We start from the raw sequence: 16,756 nt of genomic DNA, 5'->3' as shown, positions 1-16,756 counted from the left end.
GGAGGAGGTTTTGCAGCCTACCGCAATGCAACATTTCTGTTGCATGGGTCGTTAACCCCGGTTCAAGGTCATGCTTGGCCTTCGGGGGATGCTGATGGCGTTTGACGAAATGATCGGCGATGGGGGGCCGGGCGCCGTCCGCGAGAGCTATCAAGCCCTTGCCCGCTGGCTGGCCGAGGCGCCGCCCGACCTTCTGCAGGCCCGATCGCGTCAGGCGGAGCTGTTCTTTCGCCGCATGGGCATCACCTTCGCTGTCTACGGTGAGGCCGAGTCCAGCGAACGCCTGATCCCTTTTGACGTGGTCCCGCGCATCATCGGAGCATCGGAGTGGACGGGGCTGGAGGCCGGCCTGATCCAGCGCGTCGCCGCTCTCAACGCCTTTCTCAAGGACATCTACGGCCCCCAGGAGTGCCTGAAAGCCGGGATCATTCCACCGGAGCTGGTGCTGACCAACGCCTCCTATCGCCCCGAGATGCAGGGCCGCCGCCCGCCGGGCGACATATGGGTCCACATCGCCGGGGTGGATCTGGTGCGCACCGACGAGGCCGGATTCTATGTGCTCGAGGACAATGTCCGCACGCCGTCCGGCGTCTCCTACATGCTGGAGAACCGCGAGATGATGATGCGGTTGTTTCCCGACCTGTTCGCGGAGTATCCCGTGCGGCCGGTCGAGACCTACACCGACATGCTGCTGGACAGCCTGCGCGCCTGCGCGCCCGCAGGTGCGGGCGCCGATCCATGCATCGTGGTCCTGACGCCGGGGCCGTACAACTCAGCCTATTACGAACACTCCTTCCTGGCCGACAAGCTTGGCGTGGAGCTTTGCGAAGGCGCGGACCTGTTCGTTGACGACGGTTTCGTCTTCATGCGCACCACCCAGGGTCCGAGGCGGGTGGACGTGATCTATCGCCGGGTGGACGACGCCTGGCTGGATCCCCTCACCTTCCACCCCGACTCCGCCCTTGGCGTGCCCGGCCTGATGACCGCCTACCAGGCCGGCGCCGTGACCCTGGCCAATGCGCCCGGAACCGGCGTGGCCGACGACAAGGCGGTCTACACCTACATGCCCGGGATCATCCGCTTCTTCACCGGCGAGGAGCCCATACTGAAGAACGTGCCCACATGGCGGTGCCGCGAGCCCGAGGCGTTGAAGGAGGTGCTGGGCAAGCTGGACGAGCTGGTGGTCAAGGAGGTCGGCGGCTCCGGCGGCTACGGCATGCTGGTGGGCCCGGCCGCGACGAAGGCCGAGATCGAGGACTTCCGCAAGAAGCTGATCGCCGACCCGGACGACTTCATCGCCCAGCCGACCCTGTCCCTGTCCACGGCTCCGACCCTGGACAAGGGCGAACTGGCCAGCCGCCATGTGGACCTTCGCCCCTTCGTGTTGTCGTCGCCGCAGGGCATCAAGGCGGCGCCCGGCGGCTTGACCCGCGTGGCGCTCAAAGCCGGCTCCCTGGTGGTGAACTCCAGCCAGGGCGGGGGCACCAAAGACACCTGGGTGCTGGAGGACTGATGCTTTCACGCACCGCCGACAGCCTGTTCTGGACCGGCCGCTACATTGAGCGGGCGGACTATCTGGCGCGCATTCTGGAAGCCACCCTGCGTCTGGCCGCTATTCCCACCCGTGAGGGCGCCAGCGAAGGGGTCTGGGCCGGCGCGGTCGCTTCCGCAGGCATGGCCGACGCCTTCGCCGCCCTAGGCTCCGCGCCCAATGAACGGTCCGTCCGCGAGTTCCTGGCCTTCGCCCCGGACAGCGACTCCATAACCACCTGCATCACCCGGGCCCGCACCAATGCGCGCTCGGTGCGCACCGCCCTGACCACGGAACTGTGGGAAGCCATCAACGGCGCCTGGAACGGTCTGGCCGAACAAGGCCGCCCGACGCGGCGCGACGATTTCGTCAACTTCCTGGAATGGGTGAAGACCGTCACTCTGTCGGTGGAAGGCGCCTCTTCGCGGACCATGCTGAGGAACGACGCCTACTGGTTCCTGAAGCTGGGCGCGGCGGTGGAGCGGGCGGACAACACAGCCCGGCTGCTGGACGTGAAATACCACCTGCTGCTGCCCGAGGGTGAACGGGTCGGGGGCCAGTTGGACTATTTCCAGTGGACCACCCTGCTGCGCGAGGTGTCCGCCCTGACCGCCTATCGCTGGGTCTATCGCGACAACGTCAAGCCCTGGCTGGTGGCGGACCTGCTGGTGCTGAACCGCCAGATGCCGCGCTCGCTGGCCAGCTGCCAGTCCGAGATCGTCAGCTGTCTGGAGCTTCTGGCCGCCGACTACGGCCGCCGCGGCCTGTCCCAGCGCATCGCCAACACCCGCCTGATGCAGTTCGAGGAGGCGACCATCGAACGCATCTTCCAGTCCGGCCTGCACGAATACATCCAGGCGTTTCTGGACCAGAACAACCGCCTTGGTCAGGCCATCAGCGAACAGTATCTGAGCTGACCATGCGCATCCGGATCGATCACGCCACCACCTACAGCTACGATCAGGCCGCGCGCTTCATCATCCAGGTGCTGCGCCTGACGCCCCGGTCCTGCGACGGCCAGCAGGTGGAGCGCTGGCGGATCGAGACCGACGTGGACGCCCGCCTGCGCCAGTCCGAGGACGCGTTCGGCAACATCGTCCATACCCTCTACACCGAGCAGCCCGCTGACAGCCTGACCGTGCGGGTGGCGGGAGAGGTCACCACCACCGACACCGGCGGGGTGATGAGCGGCTGGTCCGAGCGGCTGTCGCCGCTGGTTTTCCTGCGCAACACCCCCCTGACCACCTGCGACCCCGCACTTGTCGACTTCACCGAAACCTTCCGCGACAAATCCGGGCTGGAGCAGTTGCACGCCCTCATGGGCGCCCTGCACCAGCGGATCACCTTCGAGGTCGGCGTCACCTCTGCCACCCACACGGCTGCCCAGGCCTTCGCCGAGGGGCGCGGGGTCTGCCAGGATCACGCCCACATCTTTATCGCCGTAGCCCGTCGCCTCGGCGTGCCGGCCCGGTATGTCTCGGGTCACATGGTGCGCATGGACGGCGAAACGGATCAGGAAGCCGCCCACGCTTGGGCCGAAGCCCACGTCGAGGGTCTCGGCTGGGTGGGCTTCGACCCGGCCAACGGCGTCAGCCCCTCCGAGTCCTACGTCCGGATCGCCTCGGGCCCCGACTATCTGGGCGCCGCCCCGGTGCGGGGAACCAGCTATGGCGGCGGCGGCGAACGTCTCAGCGTCAAGCTGGACGTGCGCGATGTCCGTCAGTCCCAGGGTCAGCAGCAGGCCCAGCAGTCCGGCGGTCGCCAGACGGGATGGACCCGATGAACGTGGATCGCATCGCCCTCGAATCGGCTATGGCTGACGGCGGTATCAAGTCGGACGACAATTCATGACCTATTGCGTCGGCATGCTGGTGAACGATGGCCTGGCCATGATCGCCGACACGCGCACCAACGCGGGCGTGGACAACATCTCCTCCTACAAGAAGCTGCATGTGGTCGAGACGCCGGGTGAGCGCGTCATCGCCCTCGCTACGGCAGGCAACCTGTCTGTCACCCAGACCGCCCTGGCCATGGTGCGCGAAGGCATCCGCATGGCCGACTCTGAAGAGGTCGAGACCCTCCACACCGCCCCCACCCTGTTCCGCGCCGCCCAGCTTGTGGGCCATGCGGTCAAGAGCGTGCGCGAAAACATCGCCCCCTCGCTGGAGGCCGAGGCTGTGGACGTCAGCGCCACCGTCCTGATGGGCGGACAGGTCGCGGGCGGCGCCCTGGGGCTTTACCTGATCTACAGCCAGGGCAATTTCATCGAGTGCGGGCCGGACACGCCCTATATGCAGATCGGCGAGTTCAAATACGGCAAGCCGATCCTGGACCGCGCCCTGAAGACCGACACGCCCCTGTCCGACGCGGTGAAACTGGGTCTGATCTCGTTCGATTCCACCGTCCGTTCCAACGTGGCGGTAGGACCTCCGTTCGACCTGATCACCCTCTCGCGCGACGCCATGAAGAGTGATCAGCGACGGATCGAGGCTGAAGACCCGTATTTTCGCGAACTTGGCGCCCGCTGGTCCAGGGCCATCAGCGACGCCCACCACGCCATGCCGGCGCCCCCATGGCTGACAACCGGGTCTTCCGGCGCGCCCTGAGCGGCACGTCCTTGATCCATTAGGGTCGGGGCCGAAAGGGGCGTATGCTGAACGCCGCTCGGCTGCCGGTTGAAACAGCGGGCGCAGGCGCGGCGCGCGGGAACCAAACGGTTCGACCGCCGGTATCTGTTCGGCCGCCGCATTTACATATCGGAGAAACTGATGAGGATCGCCCAGGTCGCACCGCTGTATGAGGCCGTGCCTCCTGTGCTGTATGGCGGCACGGAACGGGTCGTCGCCCATCTGACCGACGCCCTGGTCGATCTGGGGCATGACGTGACCCTGTTCTCCACAGCCGACGCCCGCACGCGGGCCAGACTTGTGGCCGTCCGCGATCAGCCCATTCGTCTGGACCCGGCCCCCCTGAAGTCAGACTTGGCGGCGCACTTGACGCTTCTTGCCGAGGTGCTGGCGCGGGCGGACGATTTCGACATCATCCATTTCCACACCGACATGCTGCACTTCCCGTTCTTTGCGGATCGGGCCGGGCGAACGGTGACCACCTTGCACGGCCGCCTGGACCTGAAGGACCTGCCCGGGGCGTATGCCGGATGGCCCCAGTTTCCGCTGGTGTCCATCTCCGACGACCAGCGCCGCCCGATCCCCGCCGCCAACTGGCAGGCCACGGTCCAGCACGGCATGCCCTCCGGGTTGTACGCTTTCTCTCCGAAGCCGGACGGTTACCTCGCTTTTCTCGGCCGCATGTCGCCCGAGAAGAGGCCGGATCGGGCCATCGAGATCGCCACCCGTATGGGCCGCCCCCTCAGGATGGCGGCCAAGGTGGACCCGGCGGACCGGGTCTATTTCGAGACGGAGATCCGCCCCCTGCTGGACAATCCGCTCGTCGAATTCGTAGGCGAGATCAGCGACCAGCAGAAGTCCGCCTTCCTGGGTGGGGCCGAGGCGCTGCTGTTCCCCATCGACTGGCCGGAGCCGTTCGGCCTGGTGATGATCGAGGCCATGGCTTGCGGCACGCCGGTGGTGGCGTTCCGCTGCGGCTCCACGTCCGAGATTATCGAGGACGGGGTGACCGGCTATCTGGTGAATACGGTGGACGAAGCCGTGGAGGCCGCCGGGCGGGCGGTCCTGCTGGACCGCGGAGCGATCCGGGCGCGGTTCGAGCAGCGCTTCTCCTCCGCAGCAATGGCCCGGCGCTATGTTGAGGTCTATGCCGCGCTTCAGACTTCCGCCGACTTTATTCTGCCGACGGCGACCGATCCCCTGATCATCCCCGACGTGGGGCGCGCCATCGGCGAAGAGCGGGCCTTCGCGCCGCTGGCCTGATCGCGTGACGAGTCTGGAAACCGACATGGACGATGCGATGGCGACGCCCACAGCCGATCTGACGGCCGAAGGCGTCGTGCTGGACCGCCTGCTGGCGCTCAAGGAAGGCGACACCTTTCTGGTGGCCGACCCGTGGGGCGACCTGCGCGGCGGAGCGGACGGCCTGTTTGACCGGGACGCCCGCATGCTGTCCCGGCTGGTGTTGCTGGTAGGCCATGATCGGCCCTCCCGCCTGAGTTCGGCGGTGTCGGACGACAATGTCTTTTTCACCTGCCACGCCACCAACCAGCCCCTGCCGCCCATGGGGGGACGCTCCGCGCCGGGCGGTGTGATCCATGTGGAGCGGCGGCGCTTTCTGTGGGACCGGCGGCTGTACGAGCGTGTGCGTTTGACCAATCACGGCGTCGACCCGGTCGTGGCGCCCCTGTCATTTGAGTACGGTGCGGACTTCCGCGACATCTTCGAGGTCCGCGGGACACCGCGCGAACGGCGCGGCCGGACGCAGACGCCCGTGGCGGACGGGCGTCGGGTGCAATTTGGCTACGAGGGCCTGGACGGGGTGGAGCGCCACACCTGCCTGTCATTTTCCGAACCGCCCGCGACGATGTCCGCCGAGCGCGCGGACTTCATGTTCAGCCTGTCGCGCGGCGAGCAGTTCGACCTGTTCATCGAGGCGGGCATCGAGAGCTGCGGGACGCCGGATCAGGAGCGGTGGCGCACGGCGGCGGTGCACGCCCGTCTGGCCATGCGGGCCAAACGGCGTAGCGGCGCAACGGTGCGGGGCACGCACAGCCCGCGCTTCAACCAGTGGCTGGACCAGTCCCGGGCGGACGTGGCCCTGCTGACCACCGACCTGCCCACCGGCCCGTACCCCTATGCCGGGGTGCCCTGGTTCTCCACGCCGTTCGGGCGCGACGGGATCATCACCGCCTGGCAGATGCTGTGGCTTGATCCCAGCCTGGCCAGGGGCGTCCTGACCTATCTGGCGGCGCGTCAGGCGACGGAAACCTCGACCTTCCAGGACTCCGCCCCCGGCAAGATCATGCACGAGACCCGACAGGGAGAAATGTCGGCCCTGAAGGAGGTTCCGTTCGGTCTCTATTACGGCGGCGTCGACACCACCTGCCTGTTCGTGGCCCTGGCCGGCGCCTACGCCCGGCGGACCGGTGATCTGGCCTTCATCCGCCAGATCTGGCCCAACCTTCTGGCCGCCGCCGGATGGATGACCGATCACGGGGACTCCAACGGCGACGGCCTGATCGACTACGCCCGCGCCGAGGAGACCGGCCTGTCCAATCAGGGCTGGAAGGACAGCGAGGACTCCATCTTCCACGCTGACGGGGCATTTCCGAAAGGGCCCATCGCCCTTCTGGAGGTCCAGGGCTACGCCTATTCCGCCTGGCGGGCGTTGGCCGAGCTGTCTGCCCTGCTGAGGGAAGGCGACCCGGCGGCCTGGAGCGACCGCGCCGAGCGTCTGCGGGCCCTGGTGGAGGACCGCTTCTGGATGGAGGATCAGGGATTCTACGCCATCGCCGTGGATGGCCGGGGCGCACCTTGCAAGGTGCTGGGCTCCAACGCGGGACATCTGCTGTTCAGCGGTCTGCCCTCGGCGGAGCGGGCCGGGCGGGTGACCGAACAACTGCTGTCCGCCCGGTTCAGGACAGGCTGGGGCCTCCGCACCCTGGCCAGCCGTCAGCCGCGCTTCAATCCCATGTCCTACCACAACGGTTCGGTCTGGCCCCACGACACCGCCTTGGGCGTGGCGGGCATGGCGCATTACGGCGAGCGGGACGCCGTCTCGCTGATGCTGGATGAACTCTACGCCTCGGCCGCCAATTTCCAGATGCGCCTGCCCGAGCTGTTCTGCGGATTCAATCGTCAGACCGGCGAGCCCCCCATTCCCTATCCGGTGGCCTGCATGCCCCAGGCCTGGGCCGCCGGTTCGGTGTTCCTGATGCTGCAGGCCAGCCTCGGTCTGTCCATCGACGCCCTGACGGGGACCATCCGTATCGACCGGCCCTGCCTGCCGTCAGGTCTGGATCGTCTGACCATCTCCGGTCTGGCTGTGGGTGAAACCCGGCTGGACCTGACCTTCCAGCGCGCCGGGGACCAGGTCGCGGTCTGGCCCCGTCATCACAGGGGCCCGCCCCTTGAACTGGACGTAACAGGCTGACGCGCGTCACCGCGCTGGCTTCTCCACCGCAAACACCTCGAAACGACGCTCTCGCCGCTCCGCCAAAAGAGGGAGGGCCTCGGTCAGAAAGCCCTTGGCCCGCCGCTGGGCCAGGGCGGGGGGCTGGCTGGCGTCAGCGAAGGCGATGACGTGATGCAGCACCACCAGCCGCCCCCCGGGCGCGAGCGCCCGCTGAAGCTGTTCCAGCAAGGTCAGCATATCCGGCAGAGACATATAGTAGAGGATTTCCGACGCCACGATCAGGTCGAAAGGGCCGCGCGGTGTCTCGCCCGGCAGAAGCGCCTGATCCACCACCACGTTCGCAAGACCGGCGGTGCGGCGTGCGGCCTCCCTGACCGCGGTTTCCGAGGAGTCCACCGCCAGCAACCGCAGGCACCGTGTCGCCAGCCTGCGCGTGGTCTCGCCATTGGCGCAGGCCAGTTCAAGGCCGCGTCCATAGATCCGGTCGCCGCAGGCCTGCAACAGACGATCCCGCTTGTAGGACTCGAACGGCGATCGGGCGTAGTCCCATGGGTCAACATTTTTGCGGAACAGGGCTTCGAAGCCGTCGGGATCAATGGGCTTCATGGCAAGGGCCGCCAGTAGCGCTCGACGGACTGGACCAGCCGGTCGATGGTGTCGGCGGTCAGACGGAAGCCGGTCGGATCGTCACTGATCAAATCGGTTGTCTGGGAAACGTGGGCCTCCACCGCCCGACGCTTCAGGGCCAGCACCCCCGAGATGTCGAACGCCACCGCCTCCGCCTCGCCGGCGCGCGGCTGGTCGCCCTCCTGGCCCAGTTCATCCAGCCAGACGGCGTACTCCAGCCGCTCGGGTGCAAGCCGCGCGCGCGACAGGGCGGCCTCGGTCAGGGCCCAGGCGTCCCGGTGATCGCAGTGCGGGTCCCGTCGCCAGGGCGACAGCACAAGCTCGGACCCGAAGGCGGTCAACGCCGCGGCCAGATCACCGACAACAGTCTCACCGGCCGGATCATCGAGGGCGGGCATGCCTGCGTCGGGCAGATCGAGAAACACCGGCGGGAGCGCCGTCGCGCCCAGACACGCCAGCGCCGCCTGCGCCTCGCGCCGCCTCTGCCTGGCCAGGCGCGAGGCCGGCCAGGCGGCGGAGTTGGGATGCGATCCTGCGCCGTCGGTGACGAACACCACCTGCACCGCGCGGTGGTCGGCGGAGAGGGCCGCGATCAGCCCCCCGCATCCCAGAGACTCATCGTCCGGGTGCGGGGCGATGACCGTGACCCGGCGCGCCGTCAGGGAAAGCGGATCGAGCGGTTTCACTCGCGCGGCGCCTGCAGTCCAGGCGACCAGTCGCCCTCCACGATCGCCTTGCCCAGACCAGCGAGGGCCCCGTCCGGGTTCGGTTGACGCAGATAGGTGCGAAGATCGCGGATCTTCCGCTCCAGCGGATGGGGGGCGATCAACCCGGCGGCCCCGACGCTCCGCTCGGCCGTCTCCAGAACGTCGAGGGCCAGCCGCTCGATGGCGCATCGGGCTGCATTGGCCGCGGCGATGGCTTCTCGCCCCTCGGTCAGGTCCGACGATGCGGCCGCGCGGGTCCAGGCGGCGCCGGCGGTTTCCAGCCAGCCCCAGGCCTGTTGCACCGCGATCCCCATCTCCGCGATGCGGTGCGCCTGATAGGGGTCGCCGCCACGCCCGGTCCGGCGCAGGTGCTCCAGCGCCACGTCAAAGACCGCGTGCAATCCGCCCGTATGGACCGCCGCAAAGCGCATGGCGCCGGCCGAAAACCAGGGCTGGCGCACATAGTCTCCCGGCCCGCCCAGCATCCAGTCGGGCTGGATCTCCAGCCCGGTAAAATCGACCACATGGCTGCCCGACGCGCGCATGCCCATGGGGCGCCACCAGTCGCGGTCAACGGCCAGACCCTGCAGCGGCACGACAATCATCTGCCGTTCCGGCCCGTCATTGACGGTGACGATGGCCCGGTCGAGGCCGTCGACCCCCGTGCAGAATGATTTCCGCCCGACCAGCCGCCCGGCTTCGAGCCGCAAGGGCGCGCCCGGCAGATCTGTGTTCCAGACACCGTAAAGGGCCCCGTCCGTCGCCTCCCGGTCCCACAGCCGGTACTGCGTCGGCGTCCCGTAAGTCTTCATAAGGAACAGGGTGTTGACGTGACCTTCGAAGATGCGGCCCACGCTCAGATCGCCCCGGCCGACCGCCGCCAGCAGGTGCAACAACCGCGTCATTTCTCCTGCGCCCAGCGGTGGGCTGGCGGTGACGCCGGCTTCTGCGAGAGCGTCGAACGCTTCGCTGGGAAAGCCGCCGTCGACATCGCGGGCGGCGGCGGCGAGAGCGGACGCCTCCGAAGTCTCGTCCAGGATGAGGGGGGGCGTGCGTTCAGGCCGCGACAACATTGACGTTCCCCTCTTCAAGCAGGGATTCCAGCACTGCGATGGCGGCCTCCACCGGGGTGTCCCCCCGCGCATCAAGATCGTCCGGCGCCCAGAGCTCGACACGCGCCTCCGCCGCCCATGGCCCGTGCGGATCCAGCCCTAACTCGTGGAGCGTCGCTCGGCTGATCGGTCCGCCCGCGCCCGTGTCAGCGCCGCACCGGATCGCGCGCCGCTTCGCCAGTCGGAGGAGCAGAGCCTCCGGCGATTCCACCAGATGCGCCTCCCCCTTCGCCTCCGCTTCGCTCCATGACCGCAGGCAATCCGCCATGCCGCCTGGCGCCCGGCCATCCAGACGCGCCGAGACCCTCACCCGCACGTCCGGGCAGTGACGCAGAAGAAAGCCCGCCGCCCGGGCGCGCCGCACGAAGGCCACGTCCTCACGAAAAGGCAGGGGCGGCAGACCGCCCAACGCTCGGTAGACCTCCCCGCGAACCGCGAGGCTGGCGCCTGTGTGGTCGCCATGACGCGGCAAGGGATCGTGAGCCAAGGGGTCCATCAGCGCGGCCAGTCTGTCACAAAGCTCCGAATATTTGAGGTGGCGCTCGGCCCGGCGCCGGAAGCCGGCCCCCAGGCGCGCCTCCTCAACGGGATCACCGATAATGCGGCCGCCAACGAGATCGGCGCCCGCATCCAGGCCCGCCAGATTGGCGTCGATCCAGCCCGCCTCCGGCTGGGCGTCCGCGTCCGTGGTGATCACGGCGACGGCGGCCTCCCCTTTCCACTCCAGCGCGCGGTCCATGGCCATGCGCCGCGCTGTTCCCACGTGGGCTGCGCCCTGGGGCAGGGTCACGTTCATAACCGTCAGGTCGAGACGCGGATGAAGGAGTCCCTGCTCGGCCGAAACCTGGGCCGACCGGTCCGTGCAGTTGTTCAGAACCAGCACGACGGGCAGCCGTCCTCCCCTGTCGCACCAGGTCTGGCGCGACAGGGCGGCGAGCAGATCGGGAAGCCGTTCGGCCTCGTTGCGCGCGGGAACGGCGACCACCGGCGCTCTGCCGTAAGGAAGCATGGTCCGCCTTTGCTGCCGGAGTGAAAGCGCCCCACCGCCCTCGTAGTTGTACGGCCTGTTCACGCCAGCATCCGGACCTTGGACTCGCGATCCCACTGGCGACCAGCCGCGGCCTTGACGAACGCCTTTCCGTCCTTGCCCAGGGCGACGACCCGGTCATCCGGCTCCACGCCCGCCTTGTCGAGCAGGGGCTGGGCCTCGGGCGTATGACCGATGGCCTTCAGGTGGCCGAAGGCGTCCTTGGCGAAATCGATCGCCGCACCTTCGCCCAGCAGCATTTCGCAGCCCGCCTCGGACAGGATCAGCGCCACCGCGTCGAACAGCACCGAGGGCGCGCCCTGAAGCTGGTGATCGACCTTGAGACGGGACCCGTCTTTCAGATCGACGCCGCCGACCTTGGGCGCGATCAGATGCACCTGGGCCCCCGCCGCCTCGGCCGCCGACTTGACTGCATTGACCTGGGCGCCGTCGGCGCCGTCGGTGACGAGGATCCCGACCATGCGACCCTTCAGGGTGTCGGGGTACTTTCCGACGATGCGCAGGGCGGGGCTGTCGCCCATGTCGAAAGGCTCGGATGCCGGCTTTGACGCCTTGGGCAGGTCCATGGCCAAGCCGTCGGCGACGCGGGCCGCCAGCGCCTCATCTACGTTGCGAATGTTGGACAGCACGCGCAGACGCACATTCTCCAGACTGACCTTCGACAGTTCGAAGACCATGGCGCTGGCCAAGTGCGCCTGTTCGATTTCGGTCTGCGAGCGAAAGAACAGCCGGGCCTGGCTGAAGTGATCCGCGAACGTCTCGGCGCGGAGGCGGATTTTGGTCTCCTCAACCGGCGTGCGGAAGCTGCTGAAGCCGCCTTCCGGGTCTTCGCGCGGCCCGCCGATCTCGCCGGCTTCCGCGAGGCTGTTGGGCTCGTAGTTGGCGCGGCCCTTGGGGACGGCCATCTGCATCTGGCCATCGCGCTGGAAATTCTGGAACGGGCAGCCCTTGGCCTGATTGATCGGCAACTGGTGGAAATTGACCGTGCCCAGACGCGACAGCTGGGTGTCCTGATAGGAGAACAGGCGACCCTGCAGCAGCGGATCTTCCGAGAAATCGATGCCCGGCGGAATGTTGGTGGGCAGGAAAGCGACCTGCTCGGTCTCGGCGAAGAAATTGTCCGGGTTGCGGTTCAGCGTCAGCTTGCCGATCACCCGCAGCGGATGGATTTCCTCGGGGATCAGCTTGGTGGCGTCAAGGATGTCGAACGGCAGGGCGTCGGCCTCGTCCTGGGTCAGGATCTGGACCGCGAAATCCCACTCGGGGAAGTCGCCTTTGTCGATGGCGTCGTAGAGGTCGCGGCGCAGATAGTCGGGATCGGCGCCGGCGATCTTCACGGCTTCGTCCCAGCAGGTCGACTGGGTTCCCAGACGCGGGCGCCAGTGGAACTTCACGAACACCGCCTCGTCGTCGTCGTTGACCAGGCGGAAGGTGTTGACCCCGAACCCCTCCACCATCCTGTAGGAACGCGGGATGGTGCGATCCGACATCTGCCACATCACCATGTGGGTGGATTCCGGCATCAGACCGATCCAGTCCCAGAAGGTGTCATGTGCGCTGGCGGCCTGCGGATAGCCGCGATCGGCCTCCATCTTCACGGCGTGAACAAGATCGGGAAACTTGATGGCGTCCTGGATGAAGAAGACGGGGATATTGTTGCCGACCAGATCCCAATTGCCCTCGGTGGTGTAGAATTTCACCGCGAAACCGCGCACGTCACGGGGCGTGTCCACCGACCCGGCGCCGCCGGCCACGGTGGAAAAGCGCACGAACACCTCGGTCTTCTGTCCGACTTCGGTCAGGATTTTCGCGCGGGTCACGTCCGCCAGACTATCGGTCAGCTCGAACACCCCGTGGGCCGCGCTGCCACGCGCATGAACGATCCGCTCGGGAATGCGCTCATGGTCGAAATGATGAATTTTCTCGCGGAGAACGAAGTCCTCCAGCAACGAGGGCCCGCGGTGGCCGGCCTTCAGGGAGTTCTGGTTGTCGCTGACGGGAACCCCATGGTTCGTGGTGATTCGCTGATCCGGGGCCGAGGCGGTCTCGTGGCGCTCTCCGCCGGCTCCCGCTCTCGTCGGCGTGGCTTTACTGGATTCGGGGCGCGAAGAGGGCTTGGCCATTGCGGATTCCTGTCGTGCAGAGTGGGCTTGTCCGCGACGCCCGAGGGGACGCAGTTGGCCGGGGATGAAGGGACGGCGTGGGCGCCGCTCATCCCTCAACCGCGCAGCAGGAAGCATGGTTCCTGTATGATGGCCCGCCGGTTTCGGCGTGCCTCTAGGTTGCAGGCTCGAGGCACCGGGCCAACGCCGCAGCCAGTTCGCTTCGCGTGTAGGGCTTGTGCAGGATCGTCGTCGGATCCGTATCGGCAAAGGCTTCCGCATCGGCGTAACCGGTCACGAAGACCACCGGGATGCCGGGACGACGCTTGCCAATCTCACGAGCCAGTTCGCGTCCGTTCATGCCCGGCATGGCGAAATCCATCAGCACGACAGCCGGTTCGCCTCCGCTTTCAAGATGCTCCAGCGCAGCGCCCCCGCTACCAACCTCCGCCACCTCGTACCCAAGGTCATCCAGGTAGCCGGCGGCGACTTCGCGGACCGCGTCGTCATCATCCACCACCAGCACCCGGCGCTGTTCCCCCAGCTGCGCCGCCTGCCGCGCCGAGGGAGCCCCGGCCATTTCGGTCTGGTTTTCTGCGCGAGGCAAATAGACCGCGATCGTGGTGCCCTCCCCTACCGTAGAGTCAATTCTCACGCCCCCCCCGGCCTGTTTCGCCAGTCCGAAGACCTGACTCAGGCCCAGCCCAGATCCCTGACCCACCGGCTTGGTGGTGAAGAAGGGTTCGAACGCCTTGGCCAGCACCTCCTCGCTCATGCCGGAACCGGTGTCGGTCACCGAAACCATCACAAACTCGCCAGCTGGCAGGTCATCCTGTGTTTCGTCGAGCGTCACGTTGCGGGTCCGGATCGTCAGGGATCCGCCCACCTCCATGGCGTCCCGGGCGTTGATGGCCAGATTGAGGATCACCAGCTCGATCTGGGTCGGATCAATCATGGCGCGCCACAAATCCCCGGCCAGGTCGGGCGGCATGATCTGCACGCTGCCGCCGATGGAACTGGCCAGCAGATCCTGCATGCCACGCACTGTCTCGTTGAGATCGACCGGACGGAGTTCCAGCTTCTGACGCCGCGAAAACGCCAGCATCTGCGCGGTGAGCGTGGCGCCCCGCCTTGACGCCTCCGCCATCATCTCCAGCCGGCGCGCCAGGGCAGGATCCGTAATTCGCTTCTGCATCTGCTCCACATTGCCGAGCACGACCGTGAGCAGATTATTGAAATCATGAGCAACGCCCGAGGTCAGTTGTCCGATCGCCTCCAGACGCTGGGCCTGACGCAGAGCAGACTCCGCCCGCTCTCTCTCGACAATCTGGGAAGCAAGCTGGCGGTTCGCGGATTCGAGTTCTGCGGTCCGGTCCTGCACGCGACGTTCCAGCAACGCCTCCGCCCGGCGAATTTCCTCCATGCGCTCGCGTGCTTCGTACTGTCGGCGGCGCCCTCGCAGGGCCGTCTGGACCGCGCTCACCAGGGTGGTGGGGTGGAAGGGCCGCTCCAGAAAGGCGACGTTGCCCAACAGGCTCGACGCGCGCTGCGCTGCAGGGTTACGCTCAATTCCACCGCCCCGCACCGTCAGGAGAATAAACGGAAAATCTGACCACGGCGCCTGGTCTTCAAGCCACCTCATAAGGGAGGTCAGGTCAGCCCGGCGCAGACCTTCATCCGCGACTACCGCCACCCCTGCCCCGGCTTCCATATGCGCGATAAGGCCTGCAAGGTCGCCGCAGATTTCGGCCATGAGGCCGGCCTCGCGCAGGATCGCCCGTGCGATGTCCGCGTCTCGCCCCCTGGGCGCCAGGATCAGCGTGCGCTCTGAAAGCGCTGGCGGGCTCATTCCGGGGAACTCTCCATCAACTGCGTTCCTGAACCCACTACATCCGGCACCCCTCTGAGAATTCCATGCAAACCGGCCAGGGGCGCGCCCAGCTTCAGCCCGTGTTCGGTGATGGTGTATTCGCGAATGGCCTTCTCGTGCTGGCCTGACCGCTTCTTGATCACCGAGGCGGCGCGCCGCACCGTTCCGGCCGACTCGAAATAGCGGAGCAGCACCACCGTGTCCGCCAGATAGGTTACGTCCACCGGCGCCGACAGGCTGCCTACAAGGCCATGCTGGGCCACAGTCAGGAAGGTCGAGGCGCCCTGGCGGTTCAGATACTGCAGCAGTTCGCGGATATGCAGGATCAGGAACTGCTCCTCTGGCATGGCGACACGATAGCCGTTCAGGCTATCGATCACGACGGTCTGGATGTTCTGCTCGCTGACGCAGCGCTTGACGCGTATGGCGAACTCTCCGGGTGACATCTCGCCGGCGTCGATCTGCTCCACGATCAGCTTCTGCTCTCGCTGCAAGGCGGCGAGATCAATGCCCATGCCAAGCATGCGGTCGAACAGCAGGCCGAGTTCCTCATCAAACAGGAACAGCGCCGCCCGTTCACCCCGCGCAATCGCCGCCACGGCGAAGTGGATCGCGAACAGGGACTTGCCGGTGCCGGCGGGACCGAGGATCAGCGCGCTCGAGCCACGCTCGATCCCGCCGCCCAGAAGGGTGTCCAGTTCAGGGATCCCGCTGGAGACTGCAACCCGTTCGAAGGCGATGCGGTGCTCGGCGGCGATGATCCGGGGAAACACCTCGAGGCCGCCGCTGCGTATGACGAAATCATGGTAGCCCCCACGGTATTTTCGGGCGCGATATTTGATGACGCGAAGCCGCCGCCGCTCGGAGCCATACTCTGGCGCCAGTTCGTTCAACTGGATGACGCCGTGGGCGACGCTGTGGACGGTCTTGTCGTTGACGTCGGTTGTAAGGTCATCCAGCAAAAGAACCGTCGCGCCATGTTTGGCGAAATAATGCTTCAACGCCAGGACCTGCCTTCGATAGCGCAGGGAGCCCTGCGCCAGAAGGCGGATTTCAGACAGGCTGTCGATCACCACCCGCGACGGCTTCACCCGCTCCACGGCATCCAGGATCAGACGCGTGGTTTCTCCGAGTTCAAGGTCTGAGGAATACAACAGGCTCTGCTGCTGATCCTCGTCCAGCAGACTCTCCGGCGGCACCAGCTCGAAAATCTCCACCCCGTCCAGGGACCAGCCGTGAGACTCCGCTGTGCTGCGCAACTCCGCCTCGGTTTCTGAAAGGGTGATGTACAAGGGGGGCTCGCCCCGGTCCGCGCCCTCGATCAGGAAACGCATCGCCCCCGTGGTCTTGCCTGTGCCGGGATTGCCTTCAAGCAGATACACGCGGTCCCTCTCCAGCCCCCCGGAGAGAATGTCATCCAGTCCGGCGATGCCAAACGCCGCCTGGGGCGTAGACTGTTGGGCGGATGACGGCATGCGGGGTCCTTTCTTCAGCTGGACTGTTTGAACGCTGGTCCGGCTGGAACGGTTGCCGTCAAGCTGCGTCCACCACGCCCGCGCTTCGCAATCCCGCCCATGGGCTGCGCCTGGCTGAAGAGCGAAGGCCTCGGAAAAGCCGGTGCCCATGACGCTGAAACAGGTGGATGCGGCCCCGGCGGCGGCGCTAAAGGAACGTCGTCGGAGGCGCAGGTTCATCATCGAACGCGCACTGTCAC

Annotated in this window: 13 protein-coding genes; 6 read left to right on the top strand and 7 right to left on the bottom strand. The window is 66.8% G+C overall.

From position 1 onward, the window contains the following. Positions 1 to 88: 88 nt before the first annotated feature. The 6 genes from ACK4FB_RS01685 (at position 89) to ACK4FB_RS01660 (ending at position 7,594) form a co-directional block, all read left to right on the top strand. Positions 89 to 1,513: a circularly permuted type 2 ATP-grasp protein gene (locus tag ACK4FB_RS01685; RefSeq protein ID WP_409747639.1), complete on the top strand. Its 1,425-nt coding sequence runs from the start codon at positions 89 to 91 to the stop codon at positions 1,511 to 1,513. Beyond that, positions 1,513 to 2,448, top strand: coding sequence for an alpha-E domain-containing protein (locus tag ACK4FB_RS01680; RefSeq protein WP_409747189.1), 936 nt, complete (start codon positions 1,513 to 1,515; stop codon positions 2,446 to 2,448). The genes ACK4FB_RS01685 and ACK4FB_RS01680 overlap by 1 nt, the downstream gene beginning before the upstream one ends. A 2-nt stretch (positions 2,449 to 2,450) precedes the next feature. Continuing rightward, positions 2,451 to 3,314 (top strand): transglutaminase N-terminal domain-containing protein, encoded by an 864-nt coding sequence (locus tag ACK4FB_RS01675; RefSeq protein WP_409747186.1) that lies wholly within the window; start codon positions 2,451 to 2,453, stop codon positions 3,312 to 3,314. Between the two features lie 64 nt (positions 3,315 to 3,378). Beyond that, positions 3,379 to 4,137: a peptidase gene (locus tag ACK4FB_RS01670; protein WP_409747184.1), complete on the top strand. Its 759-nt coding sequence runs from the start codon at positions 3,379 to 3,381 to the stop codon at positions 4,135 to 4,137. A gap of 162 nt (positions 4,138 to 4,299) precedes the next feature. Beyond that, entirely contained in the window at positions 4,300 to 5,421 is a 1,122-nt protein-coding gene (locus ACK4FB_RS01665; protein ID WP_409747182.1) for a glycosyltransferase family 4 protein, read from the top strand. Positions 5,422 to 5,446: 25 nt separating this feature from the next. After that, the gene (locus ACK4FB_RS01660) at positions 5,447 to 7,594 is read left to right on the top strand and encodes a glycogen debranching N-terminal domain-containing protein (protein ID WP_409747178.1); all 2,148 of its coding nucleotides are present in this window, start codon (positions 5,447 to 5,449) and stop codon (positions 7,592 to 7,594) included. Between the two features lie 6 nt (positions 7,595 to 7,600). Here ACK4FB_RS01660 and ACK4FB_RS01655 read toward each other — a convergent pair whose 3' ends face one another. The 7 genes from ACK4FB_RS01655 to ACK4FB_RS01625 form a co-directional block, all read right to left on the bottom strand. Continuing rightward, positions 7,601 to 8,182, bottom strand: coding sequence for a class I SAM-dependent methyltransferase (locus tag ACK4FB_RS01655; RefSeq protein ID WP_409747176.1), 582 nt, complete (start codon positions 8,180 to 8,182; stop codon positions 7,601 to 7,603). Further along, positions 8,179 to 8,889, bottom strand: coding sequence for a PIG-L deacetylase family protein (locus ACK4FB_RS01650; protein ID WP_409747173.1), 711 nt, complete (start codon positions 8,887 to 8,889; stop codon positions 8,179 to 8,181). The genes ACK4FB_RS01655 and ACK4FB_RS01650 overlap by 4 nt, the downstream gene beginning before the upstream one ends. Then, positions 8,886 to 9,983, bottom strand: a complete 1,098-nt coding sequence (locus ACK4FB_RS01645) for an acyl-CoA dehydrogenase family protein (protein ID WP_409747170.1) — start codon at positions 9,981 to 9,983, stop codon at positions 8,886 to 8,888. Before ACK4FB_RS01645 ends, ACK4FB_RS01650 begins: the two co-directional genes overlap by 4 nt. Beyond that, positions 9,967 to 11,007, bottom strand: coding sequence for a glycosyltransferase (locus tag ACK4FB_RS01640; RefSeq protein ID WP_409747167.1), 1,041 nt, complete (start codon positions 11,005 to 11,007; stop codon positions 9,967 to 9,969). The genes ACK4FB_RS01645 and ACK4FB_RS01640 overlap by 17 nt, the downstream gene beginning before the upstream one ends. Before the next feature lie 83 nt (positions 11,008 to 11,090). After that, complete coding sequence (locus ACK4FB_RS01635) at positions 11,091 to 13,193, bottom strand: catalase (protein WP_409747164.1); 2,103 nt, start codon at positions 13,191 to 13,193, stop codon at positions 11,091 to 11,093. A gap of 154 nt (positions 13,194 to 13,347) precedes the next feature. Next, on the bottom strand, positions 13,348 to 15,021 hold the full coding sequence (locus ACK4FB_RS01630; RefSeq protein ID WP_409747161.1) for a response regulator: 1,674 nt from the start codon (positions 15,019 to 15,021) through the stop codon (positions 13,348 to 13,350). Continuing rightward, on the bottom strand, positions 15,018 to 16,517 hold the full coding sequence (locus tag ACK4FB_RS01625; protein WP_409747158.1) for an ATPase domain-containing protein: 1,500 nt from the start codon (positions 16,515 to 16,517) through the stop codon (positions 15,018 to 15,020). Before ACK4FB_RS01625 ends, ACK4FB_RS01630 begins: the two co-directional genes overlap by 4 nt. Between the last annotated feature and the right edge of the window lie 239 nt (positions 16,518 to 16,756).

This window comes from Brevundimonas sp., assembly GCF_046299535.1.
GTDB lineage: Bacteria > Pseudomonadota > Alphaproteobacteria > Caulobacterales > Caulobacteraceae > Brevundimonas.
This window is presented reverse-complemented; position numbering and strand designations above follow the sequence as displayed.

Bases quoted from the DNA above. Each gene is read 5' to 3' on its own strand.
- ACK4FB_RS01685 (WP_409747639.1), top strand. From the start codon at position 89: ATGCTGATGGCGTTTGACGAAATGATCGGCGATGGGGGGCCGGGCGCC.
- ACK4FB_RS01645 (WP_409747170.1), bottom strand. From the start codon at position 9,983: ATGTTGTCGCGGCCTGAACGCACGCCCCCCCTCATCCTGGACGAGACT.
- ACK4FB_RS01680 (WP_409747189.1), top strand. From the start codon at position 1,513: ATGCTTTCACGCACCGCCGACAGCCTGTTCTGGACCGGCCGCTACATT.
- ACK4FB_RS01625 (WP_409747158.1), bottom strand. From the start codon at position 16,517: ATGCCGTCATCCGCCCAACAGTCTACGCCCCAGGCGGCGTTTGGCATC.
- ACK4FB_RS01675 (WP_409747186.1), top strand. From the start codon at position 2,451: ATGCGCATCCGGATCGATCACGCCACCACCTACAGCTACGATCAGGCC.
- ACK4FB_RS01630 (WP_409747161.1), bottom strand. From the start codon at position 15,021: ATGAGCCCGCCAGCGCTTTCAGAGCGCACGCTGATCCTGGCGCCCAGG.
- ACK4FB_RS01665 (WP_409747182.1), top strand. From the start codon at position 4,300: ATGAGGATCGCCCAGGTCGCACCGCTGTATGAGGCCGTGCCTCCTGTG.
- ACK4FB_RS01670 (WP_409747184.1), top strand. From the start codon at position 3,379: ATGACCTATTGCGTCGGCATGCTGGTGAACGATGGCCTGGCCATGATC.
- ACK4FB_RS01655 (WP_409747176.1), bottom strand. From the start codon at position 8,182: ATGAAGCCCATTGATCCCGACGGCTTCGAAGCCCTGTTCCGCAAAAAT.
- ACK4FB_RS01635 (WP_409747164.1), bottom strand. From the start codon at position 13,193: ATGGCCAAGCCCTCTTCGCGCCCCGAATCCAGTAAAGCCACGCCGACG.
- ACK4FB_RS01660 (WP_409747178.1), top strand. From the start codon at position 5,447: ATGGACGATGCGATGGCGACGCCCACAGCCGATCTGACGGCCGAAGGC.